The following is a 15,524-nucleotide window of genomic DNA, read 5'->3' as shown; positions in this document are numbered from 1 at the left end:
AATTTAGTTAATTATAACTTGATTACTCCGTTTATACCCATCGACATAATGCTCAAGTTGAGTCAACAACCAATCTATATCTGGTTTTGCTGCATCCATTTGATTTATTCTATCAAAGACTATTTGTATTTCTTGTAAGGGATAATCTTTTTCAAAGGAACGACGAATCCGCGCATGCTCTGTATACTCTGTATTCTCTTGGTCAATCAACAGTTCCTCATACAGTTTCTCTCCTGGACGTAAGCCACTATAGATGATTTCAATATCACCACTCAACGACCCAGTTTCTCGCACAGTGAAACCACTTAGTTTAATCATTTGTCGTGCCAAATTCTGAATGCATACAGGTTCCCCCATATCCAATAAGAAAACATCTCCACCTTGCCCCAGTGCACCCGCCTGAATCACCAATTGCGAGGCTTCAGGAATTGTCATAAAGTAACGAGTAACTTCTGGATGAGTCACAGTAATGGGGCCCCCTTTGGCAATTTGCTGTTTAAATAAAGGGACTACTGAACCTGAAGACCCTAAAACATTACCAAATCGAACAATACTGATATGTGTATTTTGCTGTATTGCAGCGACAGATTGACAATATAACTCTGCCAGCCGTTTCGAAGCTCCCATCACATTGGTAGGTCGAACCGCTTTATCTGTCGAAATTAATACAAATGTTTCTACCCCTTTTTTTACTGCTGCATTGAGACTACATGCCGTACCAATCGCATTATTTTTCAATCCAGCAAGCGGATTACATTCAACTAGAGGCACATGCTTGTATGCTGCTGCATGGTAAACCGTTTGAACACCATACTGTTCAATCTCATACTCTAATTTGGCTTGATTCCGCACAGAACCCAAAACAGGAATGATTGTCACATCGCAGCTCGAGTGTAATTCTTGATCAATGTTATACAGTGCGAATTCGTTCAATTCATAAATAACTAGCGCTTTCGGCTTATTCTTAACAATTTGACGACATAATTCAGATCCAATAGACCCACCTGCACCTGTCACCATCACAACTTTATTTTCAATATTCTTGGTCAATAAATGCGAAATCGGGGGAATAGGATCACGCCCTAACAAATCAATAATATCCACTTCCTGAATATCAGAAACTGTAATTTCACCATGAACCAACTGGGTCAAACCAGGTAGTGCCGTAATTTTTAAATTACAAGGCTCAAGCTCATGAATAATCTCTGCTTTTCTTACACGCTCCACTGAAGGAAGTGCCAATAAAATTTCGTCGATTCTATCTTTCTTCAACCGTTGTAATGCTTGAGTAACTGGATAAACAGGTATGCTGCCAATAATTCTTCCTTGTAAGGATGGATCATCATCAATAAAGAATACAGGTAGATACTGACCTGAACATTTAAGTGCCGCCTCAATTTGCTGACCGGCTGCACCTGCACCATAAATTGCAACTCTTTTACTGCCTATTTCAGCACAATATGAGGCTCTAACTAAAAAACGAATATATACCCGACTCAACCAAACCCATGTAAACATCATAAATCCGAATATAAATGGGACAGACATCGGTACAAATGTTGCTGTACTTGAACGCAGTACATATAAGGCGATCATCGTCATCGCGACAGCAAGTGCTAACTTCCATATCAGGATTTCTTCAAAAGTATGGACAATAAAACGATAAACTCCTGTGATCATCAAACTTAAGACGGCAATAAAACTGATCAAGAGAATGCCATATGTCGCATCTGAAATAATTGGAGTTTCAGGATCAAATAAACGAATCACATAGCACAGCCATAAAATTACAGGGAAAGCCAATAAGTCCAAAAAACTTAAAAAAATTTGCTTATATATTCTTGGTTGTGCAGCAAATTGATGGATTATATTTTTCACAATGATGATCCTCTTTACAGGATTGCATCTTTATCTTTGTGCCCATTTTTATATCAATAAAAATGCATGTTGAAATGGGATAGCCTTATGAGGACATCCTATTGTCCTTATTTGGTTTAACTTTTTATTACATCAATCGCCTACACAATCTTCTTAATTACATTCACGGTTTTTTAAAAACTCTTTTCTCTTAACATAGAGGTACCAAGAACATTAAATTTGCTTCACTTAGATATTGAGCATTCACTAGATGTACTTTAAGTCTCTAAGCAAACCTTCAGGATCAAGCAAACGAATGACATAGCACAACTATAGAATCACCACAAATGCAAATAAATCCCCAAAAATTGGTAAAATTGATAAATTATTATTAGTTTTTAATTAAATTGAGATATTTATCAAAAAATATAATTATTTTATTAAATTAATCAGCACTTAATAAAAAAGCATGACAAATTACAACTTTGAGTTCTAAACAAATTTAAACAATTACAATCTGGACAACTACTCACTGGTTAAACTTTTACTCTGAAGTCGCAGATTAAAGAGCGGACTGAAACGGTCTTAAATGCAGAAATTAAAAAATATCTAGACGTAAATCCTAAAAAATCAATTGTAGAAAGAGTTACTCTCACAAGACCAAAAGATTCTGGTTCATTTAAACTGGAAGTCCTACGCGGACGGACGAGCAATTTTCAGCCGCAACTCGTTAAGAGAAATTAAATTATTTGAAGAAATCGGCAGTAAAGTTAGCTCCCTATTTATACCCGACAAACCATCGGAATATTTCGATAGCATATTGTTCGTATGTATGGGTAATCCCAGTAAAAATAACATTGACCCTGGAGAGTATTCTCAACAGATAATCTCTCTAAATTCTTAAAATATTCTTATTGAAATGCGGTCAGACTTAACTCACTATTTTCAATAGTGTTGTCTGATTCGATTGTAGTAAATCTCAATATATACAAATTAGATATCATTGGTTCGTTTGCAAGTAGACAATACTCTGCCGTGTACCACATGAACTTTTGATGTATGAATGGAACTTTTAGTTACTGTCATCCCAACAGCCTCTAAGCACAAATATTATTTTAATTCAGCTACTTGTGTAATAGCACTCTAAAATCACAATACAGTCTCGTAAGCCTGAGAAGCACAGCTTCACAAGCTCATAAACTCATAAACTCATAAACTCATAAACTCATAAACTCACAAACTCATAAACTCATAAACTCATAAACTCATAAACTCATAAACTCATAAACTCATAAGCATTACACCTGATAGAGTTTCCTAGCGAACTATTGCATAATCAAATGCATCGCATACCAAGCGATAGTTTATATGTGAGCTAGTTTTCCAACCACGAATACGATGATTAAATTAGTTCAATATTACCCATGAGTACAACTCACCTTCTTTCATTCAAATAGAGGCAATATTTATTGTCCAAATAATAGTGACTAAATAACTGGAAATAGGCATTTGCGTTATAAGCAAACGATGATTTGAATCGATTTGCATGACTGGAACAATAATACTGCCCAAGATAGCCATCTAATATTGCTAAAGTTAAGATTCCATTATTTTTAAAGGGCTATTTATCCGATATTTTGTCGAGGATCACCTTAATTGGTTTAATTTTTTATTGCATTCATCATCTGTAAAACCTGCTGAATAGCATTCACAGTTTTGGTCAGACTATCTTCTGTTAAGGTCGGATGTACCAAAAACATTAAACTGGTTTCACCTAATTGTTGTGCGTTCACTAAGCGTGTTTTTGGTCTCCAAGGAGTACCTTCAAATGCTTTTTCTAAATAAACCTCTGAACAAGAGCCAATAAAACAGGGCACACCTTGTGCATTTATTTCATTCAAAATATGGTCACGGGACCAACCTGCAGGTAATTGATCAATATTGACCTGTACATAGCACTTATAGTTGGCATGTACATAATCTTGATTTGGATAATGTACGCTAAAATAAGGACTATTTTGAAATACAGCCAATATACGCTGTGCATTCTGTGTACGTTTTTTTGTCCATATTGGCATTTTTTTCAGTTGCATGCGCCCGAGCACGGCCTGCATTTCCATCATGCGCCAATTGGTTCCAAAAGAGTCATGTACCCAATGGAAACCAGGTGGGTGTTGTTTATGGTAAATGCTGTCATAATTTTTACCATGGTCTTTATAAGACCACATTTTTTCCCATAAGTTCTCATCATTGGTGGTAACCATCCCGCCTTCACCACCAGTGCTCATAATTTTGTCCTGACAGAAAGACCATGCCCCAATATGACCAATCGAACCCGCTGATTTTCCTTTATATTGTGCACCATGTGCTTGAGCACAGTCTTCAATGACAAATAACCCTTTTTCTTCCGCCAACTGCATGATTGGATCCATATCACACATCCAGCCCGCTAAATGTACACAAATAATGGCTTTGGTATTCGGAGTTAATACCGCTTCAATGGTCTTTCGAGAAATATTTTGAGAATCCAGCTCAACATCTGCAAAAATAGGATTAGCACCTGCTGTAACAATACAGCTGGCAGATGCAAGAAAGGTTCTGGATGTAACAATTACATCATCACCAGCACCAATATTTAAAGCTTTTAAAACAACGTCAAGTGCTACCGTACCATTCGCTAGTGCTACGGCATATTTAGTTTGAGAAAATTGTGCAAATTCTTTCTCAAACTCTCGACATTCTTTTCCAGTCCAATAGTTCACTTTATTTGAAAGAAGCAGATCTTTAACAGCATCTGCCTCTTCTACTGTGAAGCTTGGCCATGGTTCAAATGTAGTATTTAGCATCATTTTTTTCCCTAAATATAATCTTGGGAATTGATGTTAGGTGTGGTATCTACAGGACATACTGCATGAATAAACTCAGCTATATTAGGTAGAGCATCAAATTCATGCTTAAGAATTGCTATATCGTATACATCATGCCATTCTCCCTTACGAAAAATCGCTTCACGTTGTCGACCTTCAATCTTCCAACCACATTTTTTAACATAAGCACCCATACTTGGCCCATTGAAGTCTAAAACTGGACCATATAAACGTCTGAGTCCGACATTGTAAAATGCCCACGCCATGGTTAACATAATGACTTCTGTACCAAAGCCTTTTTTATTTTTTTCGGGTAAGATTTTTATTGGCATATTCGCTGACTGATTATGCCAATCAATGTCCCACAACCCCGTGATACCAATTGCTTCATTCGTTTCATTATCTACAATAATTAAGCGATAATTTGAACTATTTGTATTTGACTGAATCCAATTATTTTGGGAAAAAACAGATACAGGAAAAGACCATCCAGTTACATTTCCAGCCACAAAAGGATCATTCATCAATTTTTGCAATAAAATATCATCGTGTAACTCAATTGGTCTAAGAGACACATTTTTAGATTTAATCATGACATTATTTCCCATTTGGTTTCCGATAAAGCGGAAAATATTCAGTTAACTGTCCAACCCTGCCATTTTTATTTAACAATTTGAGATAAATATCAGAGTTCACGACAATACGATGCGTTTTAAATACATGTTCATTCGAACTGAATCCTTTTTTATACTCATATAATGAATCCAAACTTGCCCCAAAACCTCCGCCAAAATGCAAAATACTGTATCTCTTTTCACGCCCCCAGGCTCTTGCGATGTGTGTAATCAGCTTAGCAGGTTGTAAATTTCGATAAGCATCAAGAGTACCGCCTAAATGATATTGGATAATTTTACTTTCTTGGCAATAGGTAAAGATTGAAGCAGCAATCGGTGTTTCATTATCATAAGCAGTAATTAATAAAATTCTGCCTTTTAGATTTTTTGCTAACTCTATAAAATATAAATCATCAAATAAATAAAAGTCTGATGCATTTACATGCTTCATAGTTTCAATGTAAATTTTAGAAAAGATTAAAGCATTATTTTCATTGAGTTCTTCAATCTTTGTATATATAGATTTTTTTAATGCCTTTTTAATGCCTCGTTGATGTCTAAGTTGAGTTTCAGACCAGTGTTCTTCTTCTGTTTTACTCAAATCTGAAGATAATGTTGGCCCATGCTCAACGATAGTGCCAGATTTACTATTCCATCCAATATTTAAAATTGGATGTAATCGAATAAACCAAGAAACACAATTCTGCTCTTTTAAAAAATTAATTGCATTTTGTAATAACTGATCAATCTCTTGATTTGTTAATACACTATCTCCTAATGGACCACCATAACCATATGGCGAGGTTGCATCCCAAAATATACTATCTATTCTCCTAATAATTAAAGGAAAAAGTAACTCATTATTACCAGACTTAATCATTAAGCCTTTAGCCTGACCATCATCTATTACTGCTGAAGATTTAAGCCAGCCACTTAAATGATAGATATCAAAATTAAATCTCTTTACTGCAGTGTCCCATTCATCATCAACATCGACTAAAGAGCATTTCACACTAGAATCCATTTTTATCACCCTGTTTATCCCCTGTAAATTTAGGCATAGAGTGACCTGATTCATCATTTACATTTTCTTTAATTAAAACAACTTTGATCGTTTTCAGCATAATTTTAAAATCTATCCAAACGGATTGATTTTCAACATACCAAATATCAAGCTTCAATTTTTCATCCCAACTAATGGCATTACGCCCATTCACTTGTGCATGACCTGTCATGCCGGGGCGCACATGATGACGTTTGGCTTGTTCTTTACTATAAAGTGGCAAATATTCCATCAGTAAAGGACGTGGACCTACAATACTCATATTCCCTTTAATCACATTCCATAATTCTGGCATTTCATCCAAACTTGTAGATCGCAATTTTTTACCGAAAGGAGTTAAACGTTCAATTTCAGGTAATGGATTACCCTTCGCATCCAAAACATCTTTCATAGTGCGGAACTTAATCATCTCAAATGGTTTTCCATTGAGCCCCGGTCGTACTTGGCGGAACAAGATAGGAGTGCCTAAATTCTTTTTCACCTTATATGCAACATATAAATATAATGGCGATAGTAAAGTGAGCGCAAAAGAAGCAATCACAATATCTAGGAAGCGTTTTATCATTTTTCAGACTCCTAAAATATTTTGTAATCGTTGATTTACTTTTTCAACATCAAATTTATCGATTGCAATTTTGTGACTTTCATCTCCCATGAATCTAATTTGTTTAGGATTCTCAATGAAATAAATCATATTTTCAGCTAAAACTTTGGAATCCCACTTTGGAATAATGAAGCCATTTCGATTTTGAATTACAGTTTCTCGGCAACCTGGGACATCTGTAGTAATAATTGCACGACCTATTGCCATTGCTTCTTGTGTGCTACGAGGTACGCCCTCACGATAAGAGGGCAATACAAATACATGACTATTCGTGATCCAGTCTTTTACATTATTCACCCAGCCTAAATAATGCACAACTTTGGAAGCAATCAAATCATCTAATTCTGATTGTTGCAGTGCTCCAATATTAAAAGTATCTATTTGTCCAAGAATCGTAAACTGTGTTTTAGGGTATTGTTTTTTCACTAATTTAGCGGCTTGAACGAACTCATGAATCCCTTTTTCTTTAAGTAACCGTCCAATAAATAAAAATCTGATCGGAAGTGAAATATCATCAACGGGTTGATATGGATATTCTTGTAAATTTAAACCTATTCCACCTAAGACCTCTACTTTTTTTACTTTTATAGAATATGTTTCCAATAAATCTTTAGGATCATCTGGATTTAAGAAAATAAGTTGATCCAGCATTGGCAATGCCATTTTGTAGAGAAAAACCTGAATGTATCGGATAAATTTAGTTTTATAACTTAGACCCTCTGGCTGCTCTGTAAAAGTGTAACCTAGACCCTCAAGCATACCGATTACACGAGGAACTTTTGCTAGCTTCGCAGCTAAAGTTCCAAAAATGACTGGCTTAGCAAAATATGAAAAGACCACATCAGGATTTATATGCTTTATTTTTTTTAAAAGGTGATAAGTTGCGACAATATCTGCCAGTGGATTTAATCCACCACGGTTTAAAGTATATGTAACTGGAATGGCGCCTAGTTGTTCTATTTTATTTATATCTTCTGCATTGTATTGAGATGTAAAAGCATAGATTTGATGCCCCTGCTTTAAGAGGCTACGGATTAAATCTGCACGAAAATCATAAATGCTAGATGCTATCGTGCCAATAAACACTATCGTACTCATAATTTTTCAGCTTTTTTAGTTTTTTTTAAAAATTATTCTTTCCGTATTTAAGTGACAAACATAGAACATTTTTCTAATAATGTGTTCTAATTATCTCTTTTACATCTCTAATTAAAATACTTTTTTTGATCTGTGTCTTTTAAATAATTATCTATTTTGTTGCAAAAAGTTTTAAAAATTAAAATTCACCCAAGTCACAAAATCCAAGATCTAACTTAGTTATAAAGTCTATCTAAATTTTGAAAATTTATTCAGAATGGCAAATGAGCATACATCTCATACAACTTTGAGCAAAGTTAGCAACTCTTTGTAAAAATTAAAATTTCTAATATATGTATTAAAAAGCATTGAATTTCGATACCAGACTAAACCGATTTACCCCTTACCTAGCGTTAGGTTCGACGTACTGCAAGCTTTGTAAGTCAAAGCACATAAAATTCTAGTGACTGATTTGGGGCTGATTGTAAACTCATCAATTACGAGTGCAATAATTTTTAGACTCAGGTAATCCATCAAAAAATATATTGATGAATAGCTCTTCAATAATGTCTTGCTACAATCAAACTACTTTTATTAATTTACATTTGATTGTTGTTATTGAAGTAGCTTACCTACAAAATTAACTTTTATAAGCTCCTACTTTCTATTCACAATCAAATTTAATAATTCTTGCATTTCCTTGGCATCATCATCAGATAAATCCCGATTTCTTCTCCTCGAAAGATTCTGCCCCAAGCCCAAAAAACCAATTGTATAAATAAAAAAATATTTAAAATTAAAATAGATAAAATTATAAATTTTATTATTCATTTGATAATAATTTCTTATTTTATGTTCATCTGAACATGTTTTCAAAAGATTATCGATAGAGATATTTCCAAATTCACGATAAAAAAGAAGTAAATCAGGAAAAATTGCTATTTTTAAATCATTTTTACCATATGCACGACACCACAGCTCAAAATCTTCAGCACGAGGATAGTCTAAACTATATAAATTTCGTAGATACCATTCTTTTCTAGCCATCACAGTTGGATGAGCTATATGAAACTTAAAAGGTTTAGATATTTCAGTAATGAGTGAATTAACACTTCTGAATCCACAGACTCTATTCTGATCATCTATAGAGACCAAACCCGTAGAAACAAGATCAACTTGATCATTTTCTAAAAGATATTTTAATTGTATTTCCAAACGGTTAGGATGCATAATATCATCTGCATCCATCCTTGCTATAAATTTACCTTTAGATTCTTTTATTAATTGATTTAGACGATTGGGTAATTTTTTATTTTCACCATCACAGAGCACTTTAATCCGTCGATCATTACCTGCAAACTCTTTAGCAATCTTCAGGGAATTATCTGTGGATCCATCATCCACAAGAATTAACTCCCAATTTGTATATGATTGATAAAGTACAGACTGAATGGCAAAAGCCAAGAACTTTTCAGCATTATAAAATGGAATACCTACACTAATAGCAGGTGTATTTTCAGATTCATTTATCATAGAAATAAAAACCAATGTAAATTAGAATCAAGATTAAAACATAATGAATTTTTATTTTTTCCTTAACAAAGGGAGAGTAAAATAACGGTGAAATTAGTAATGGAATAACACACCATGAAAACAATCCCCAACGATCTGAAAATGGCAGTTGAAATGCCATAAAAAATATAACACTTGCAATAATATAATAAGAAACAAGAATATTATATTGATAAGACAAATCAATATCAGTTAACTTATTTTTAACATACAGAGATACAAGCAGAAAAAAAGTATTAAATATTACAAACTGGGGCCTAAAACCTATGCTGTAATCAGAAACTTCATCCGAAAAATAGTTTGCGTGTCTATCGTCACCTAAAAAATCTAAAAACACTGATGAAAAGTTTAAAAAACCATAATTAAAGTAAGATAAAATTATAGAAAATAAATAGATAAGAATTAGTAAATTAAAAGTTCTAATTTTACTTATGATAACAGAAGAAATAAATATTAAAATTGGTATAATTGAAGTCAAATGAAAAGCTAATGACAAAAACATACACAATAAAATTATAATATTATTTTTCTTACCAAGCCATAAAGAATAAGCAAGTAACAAAAAAGCTAAAGATACACCTTGCCTGATCACATTAATACTCATACTTAAATAAAAGAAAAATGAAATGCATGCAAAGAAGGTAATAAGAAGATTTGATTCAAATTTTTCAGTATAGTTCTTTAATGATTTGTAAGTAATTATATAAAATAAGAAGGATATTAATAAAAGAAAATAAGTATAACCCAAATTGAAATATCTTAGAATCGAAGCAATAAAACCGAATAAAATACCATCACTATAATTCAATTCAGATGTTTCATTCCAAAGTATATCAAAATAACTAACTGTATCAGCTCCTACATCATATTCCCTGAGACCCACAAGGAATATTAAAAAAATTAAAGGTAAAAAAATTAAATATTGACCTAATTTATTCTGTAGTAAAACATCCTTCTTAATTTCAGAAGATAAAGCAGAAGCCAAGACCAAGCAGGCTGTACAAAAATAAATTAAATTGTATAAATTTAAAAAAGCAGTATTATCAATTAATATCATTAGAAATACTATCCATATTATTATACAGAGCTAAAAGTTCGACGGATTTTTGTTTTATATCAAAACCCCTCTTAGCAAGCACTTCGACATCACTACCAAACTGATTGCTTACTGGATTTATATATTCAAACGCTTTAATCCATCCTTCAATGTTATTTAAGTCTTTAAAATCAATTAAGTTTACACCCAGATCAACTTCTTTTGATATCTTAGAGGATATTATAGACTTTAAACCAATTGCTTGACTTTCTACCAACACTACTGGAAATCCTTCATGTAATGATGGCATTAACATGACATCAGCACCAGCCATTAAGTTTGGTATATCATCTCTAATACCTAATAAATACACATTTTTATCTAAAGTGTAATCTTGTATCATTTGCCTGATAGAGTTCTCTAAAGGACCTTGACCTACAATCAAAAATGTAAAAGAAATATCTTGCTCCTTTAATTTTCTAGCAATTTCTAACGAAAATCTATGGTTCTTTACCTCACTTAACCGACCAACTTGAATAATTTTTAACCCTTGAATATCATGTTTAATGCTTTTCCAATAATTTTTATTTTTTTCTGCTATTTGTCTATATAATTTTAAATCAATAGCATTATTTAATAACCAAACATTTTCTGTTGTCCCAAATAAATATTCCGCTGCTTCTTTACCACACGCTATTTTTTTTGTTGATAATCTTTTATTTAAATATACTGCAAATTTTTCATATAAAAAAGCTAGAACTCCAAATTTACCATTACTTGTATTATGCGAATGTGAAATTCGATGCTGAATCCCTGCCCTTTTTGCTGCTAACAGATGAAAAGCATTACTTAGCAACATATGTGCATGCACAATTTGATATTCAGAATGTTGCTTTAAAAAACTTGTTAGCTTAAACATACGTTCAATTGGATTCTCGGCAAGAATTGGAAAAATTCTGCCACCCAATTTTTTAATTTCATCATCATAATCACCTTGTTGAGTCGTAAATTTAATAAAGTCAAATTGAACTTGGGTGCGATCAATATGACGATATAGATTCATCAGCATAGTTTCTGCACCAGCACGATCCATTTGACCAACTATATGTAAAACTCTAATCACTAAAGATTCCTACCCATACATTTTTAAAATTTTCGGTATTAAACTGATTTGCATTCCTGACAGAAGTTTTATATATTCAGGATTTTGCTATTGTTATATTGCAGCTGCAAAACCAGTCTCTTTATGTTCAAATTCAACAACAGTTCAATATTTATTCGTACTATTTAATGCTAGTTTTTATTAAAAATCCTTATTATCCAGTATTAAAAATGATGTTGTATAGAATAATCAACCCGCTAAAACATCAACGATTCAAGAAAACTATAGAATGAATCGAAGCTTATCAATTTAAGTATCAGTTACTACTAAAATATCAATTTATCTTTGATTTTAAATAACTTTTAATCAATTCCTTATGCATTTTTTCGATACCTAAACCATATATTAGCGAAATTACTACTAAAGTTTCTAACACAAAAATGGTCAAAAATCCAACAAAACCACTTGAAACAACAAATTCAGCTATCACCTTGAGGACTAAAATAATTGCACCAGTAGTAATCATTATATTAACTAAAACATTCCTTAAAAATTTAGATAGATCAAAATCAGTGATCAGTTTTTTTACTATCCATAAGTTTAAAAATGAAGCTAATGCAGTATTAATGACATAAATAATATAAGCATAATAATAATTAAAACCAAATTTAAATAAGAAATAAACCAATGGAACGGATAATAGAATAAGAGTACCAGTTAAAATGCTAAATTTTTTTAAATTACCAGTAGCATGAATTAACATAACAATTGGATAAAAAAGGACCTCAATTAAACTAGAACTTAGTACAAAAATAGTAATGACTTTAGTATAAGCAGGCGGAGATCCCAGCCAAAATTTTAAAATATAATCAATATTAAATATAATAGGAGCACAAAATATCAACATAAAATAATAAGAATATTTTGCCGAGTAAAATGTTAACATATTCATTCTATCAACATCATAATCAGCATAGCTACGCATTAATTGAGGTTTAACAGCAACCGATAGATTACTAGATAAGCTATATAAAGCTGCATTAACTTGATAACTTATCTTTATACTTGCCACTGCTATCAAACCAAAAAAGTTATTCATCAAGAGCATTATTCCCTCAACTTTAAAAACCACACAAAAATTTAAATACAATTCCCAACCAATAAAATTTATTATTTTTTTAAGAAAATCATTATCTATATAAAACTTAATCCTTGCTTCAATAATATTTAATTGACTATAAATTACATAAGTTAATCTTGTCAAAAAAACTATACAAACAAAACCTAATGCATAATATAAAAGCTTATCATGAGTAAAGAATATTAAAATATAAGCCAATAGCAACTTCAAAGTTACATCAAGTATAGAAATCAAAGCATATATTCCAAATTTCTCTTTCGCCATTAATATAGATTCAAATGGAATAGTAATAACTAAAATAAATATAGATATTATTGATAAATGAAAAACTTGCATGGAAATATTTATTTTTTCAGCGGGTAATTTCACAAAGGAACTAATTATAAAAGAACCAAATATTTCAATTAAAATACAAAAAAGCAATGCAATAAAAATATGTAGAAAAAATGCTGTAGAAAATATTTTTTGAATATAGGGTATATCACCCTTTCCCATCTCTATATTTAAGAAGCGATTTGTTGCATTTGATAATGCAGCCTGAAAAAATGAAATTAATGCAATAACTCCTGCTATTGTTCCATAAAGACCAAAATCCTCCATTCCAAGATTTTTTAATAATATTCTAGTTGCATATAAGTTCAGTACTACTGTAATCAAAAGCCTAATATACAATGCCAATGTATTATTTAAAATTTTTTTATTTTTAGACATAATTTTAAATCAACTTTTAAATATTAAAACATATAAAAAATTGCTTTATTTAATTTTTGCAAAACCAAATAAACTGGCCTATGATTTAGAAAATTTTTTATTTTAATATATTTGCCTGTGAATTCCTTATATGACCCTTACCAGCACTGAATTCATAATTAATCGATAGTTGAGCAAACTTTATACAACTTTATCTAATGCATTTTTAATTATATTAAAGAAATCATACAACCAATAAAATGCTGTCACTAAGTACAAGAGTGTAATTATTGTAGATCAGAAAATTTCAATCTTTTTCCATCATATCCTGCTTGTATCATATATACAATTACTAAGTCTTGTTGACACCACATCTTTACTACTGGACTGTAGTTAAGCTTGCACTATTATCAAAAATTATAATTGCACTGGATAATTTGATGTATTAGTATATTTATTAAACAACCTCAATCACTCCCCAAAGATTGAAATATATTTATAATTTATAATAGTTTATAGGGGTACAGAGTGAAATTACTACAATATATTGGCCTTTTAGGGTTCACACTCAGCACTTTCGGTTGTGCTCTAGCACCAGGCCTTCAAACTTACAATTTACCTGAACAAGGTGTCTATCAAACTGAACTTGGTAGTACAGTGCATGTCATTCAACTCAACCAAAATACTTTACGTGACTTAAATCGAACTTCAAACAACGATCTACAAGATTATTCTAGCTTATTTCGCCACTCCCAACTCTCATACAAGTTGAGTCCAGGCGATATTCTATCCATTTACTTGTGGGCTTATCCTGAAATTACGCCTGCAGCGAGTAATGTTTCCAGCGAACAATCGGTTCAAGCCAATGGTTATCAAATTGATCAAAGCGGCTTTATTCAATTTCCAATGATTGGCCGCTATAAAGCCGCAGGAAAATCACTCCCTCAAGTGAATCAAGAGTTGCGTAGTCAACTCTCTCATTATTTAAAAACACCTGATGTGATTGCGCGTGTCTTGTCTTATCAAGGCCAGCGTTATTCAGTCCAAGGCAATGTAATGAGAGGTGGGCAGTTCTTTCTGAGTGATCAGCCCGTCAGTGTCTATACCGCTCTTAGTATGGCTGGTGGGATTAATACGCAATATGGTGATAACACCTCTATTACGTTGGTGCGCCAAGGGCGAACTTTCAAGTTGAATAGTATCCAACTCGAAAAATCTGGTTATTCTTTACACAATTTACTCATCCAACCCAATGACACACTTTATGTAAATTCTAAAGAGGACCAGAAGATTTATGTCATGGGTGAGTCTGGCAGGAATCAATCTTTGCCGATGCGTGATCAAGGCATGACTCTAAGTGATGTTCTGGGAGAAAGCCTAGGCATTGATTCAAATACTGCAAGTGCTAAACGAATTTATGTACTCCGTAGTGACCCGAAGCATCAACAAACTGAACTGTATCATATGAATTTAATGAGTCTCGGTGATTTCGGTTTAGCCAATCAATTTAGAATGCGTAGCAATGATATTGTTTATGTTGACGCTACAGGCTTAGCCCGTTGGCAACGTATCATTACCCAAATTTTACCGTTCTCTAATGCTTTGTATAATATTGATCGATTGGGAACTAACTAATACATATTCAAAATATTCTTATGGGCTGTATTGGAAATATTTGTCCTTGTCCAATGGCAAAATGCGTTTCCAAGCAGAAATTTCTTCAATTGCATATTGGACAAGCATAGCCGTTTCTCAAAGGGAAAATATTTCGTTTGAGTTACTGATAAGGTAAAAATATTTCCAATCCTTACCAGCATGAACGAGCCGTTTTTGATGATACCTGTCAACTTATACAAACCCGTATAAGTGACTGGAAACAATAAATTTAACCCATAGATAAT

The 15,524-nt window shown here is 32.5% G+C and carries 11 protein-coding genes and 1 pseudogene; 2 read left to right on the top strand and 10 right to left on the bottom strand.

Annotated features, from left to right (window positions below; genetic code table 11):
* Nucleotides 1–3 precede the first annotated feature (3 nt).
* From E0H82_RS01585 to E0H82_RS01540, 10 genes are all read right to left on the bottom strand, one after another.
* Nucleotides 4–1,878 carry a polysaccharide biosynthesis protein gene (locus E0H82_RS01585; RefSeq protein WP_131262688.1) on the bottom strand — a complete coding sequence of 625 codons (1,875 nt, stop codon included), beginning with the start codon at nt 1,876–1,878 and terminating at the stop codon, nt 4–6.
* Nucleotides 1,879–3,518: 1,640 nt separating this feature from the next.
* Complete coding sequence (locus tag E0H82_RS01580; protein ID WP_131262687.1) at nt 3,519–4,703, bottom strand: DegT/DnrJ/EryC1/StrS family aminotransferase; 1,185 nt, start codon at nt 4,701–4,703, stop codon at nt 3,519–3,521.
* An 11-nt stretch (nt 4,704–4,714) separates the two neighbouring features.
* Entirely contained in the window at nt 4,715–5,317 is a 603-nt protein-coding gene (locus E0H82_RS01575) for a GNAT family N-acetyltransferase (protein WP_131262686.1), read from the bottom strand.
* Between the two features lie 4 nt (nt 5,318–5,321).
* Nucleotides 5,322–6,362, bottom strand: a complete 1,041-nt coding sequence (locus tag E0H82_RS01570; RefSeq protein ID WP_131262685.1) for a GNAT family N-acetyltransferase — start codon at nt 6,360–6,362, stop codon at nt 5,322–5,324.
* A complete protein-coding gene (locus E0H82_RS01565) occupies nt 6,352–6,966 on the bottom strand; it encodes a sugar transferase (RefSeq protein WP_131262684.1) in 615 nt (204 codons plus the stop codon). Before E0H82_RS01565 ends, E0H82_RS01570 begins: the two co-directional genes overlap by 11 nt.
* 3 nt (nt 6,967–6,969) lie before the next feature.
* The gene (locus E0H82_RS01560) at nt 6,970–8,103 is read right to left on the bottom strand and encodes a glycosyltransferase family 4 protein (protein ID WP_131262683.1); all 1,134 of its coding nucleotides are present in this window, start codon (nt 8,101–8,103) and stop codon (nt 6,970–6,972) included.
* Nucleotides 8,104–8,739: 636 nt separating this feature from the next.
* Nucleotides 8,740–9,615, bottom strand: a complete 876-nt coding sequence (locus tag E0H82_RS01555; protein ID WP_131262682.1) for a glycosyltransferase family 2 protein — start codon at nt 9,613–9,615, stop codon at nt 8,740–8,742.
* Nucleotides 9,605–10,711 (bottom strand): EpsG family protein, encoded by a 1,107-nt coding sequence (locus E0H82_RS01550; RefSeq protein ID WP_131262681.1) that lies wholly within the window; start codon nt 10,709–10,711, stop codon nt 9,605–9,607. Before E0H82_RS01550 ends, E0H82_RS01555 begins: the two co-directional genes overlap by 11 nt.
* On the bottom strand, nt 10,698–11,813 hold the full coding sequence (locus tag E0H82_RS01545) for a glycosyltransferase (protein ID WP_171458240.1): 1,116 nt from the start codon (nt 11,811–11,813) through the stop codon (nt 10,698–10,700). The genes E0H82_RS01550 and E0H82_RS01545 overlap by 14 nt, the downstream gene beginning before the upstream one ends.
* Nucleotides 11,814–12,126: 313 nt before the next feature.
* Nucleotides 12,127–13,644, bottom strand: coding sequence for a lipopolysaccharide biosynthesis protein (locus E0H82_RS01540; RefSeq protein WP_131262680.1), 1,518 nt, complete (start codon nt 13,642–13,644; stop codon nt 12,127–12,129).
* 507 nt (nt 13,645–14,151) lie between these two features.
* On the opposite strand from E0H82_RS01540, the gene E0H82_RS01535 reads away from it, so the two are divergent.
* Together E0H82_RS01535 and E0H82_RS16635 are read left to right on the top strand one after the other, a co-directional pair.
* Nucleotides 14,152–15,258: a polysaccharide biosynthesis/export family protein gene (locus tag E0H82_RS01535; protein ID WP_131262679.1), complete on the top strand. Its 1,107-nt coding sequence runs from the start codon at nt 14,152–14,154 to the stop codon at nt 15,256–15,258.
* Nucleotides 15,258–15,506 (top strand): annotated as a pseudogene (locus tag E0H82_RS16635) (hypothetical protein). The gene E0H82_RS01535 and the pseudogene E0H82_RS16635 overlap by 1 nt, the downstream one beginning before the upstream one ends.
* Nucleotides 15,507–15,524 lie beyond the last annotated feature (18 nt).

The organism is Acinetobacter sp. ANC 4910 (assembly GCF_004331035.1).
In the GTDB taxonomy this organism is placed as follows: Bacteria; Pseudomonadota; Gammaproteobacteria; order Pseudomonadales; family Moraxellaceae; genus Acinetobacter.
The sequence above is the reverse complement of the archived record's forward strand: the minus strand, read 5'-3'. Positions and strand labels throughout refer to the sequence as shown.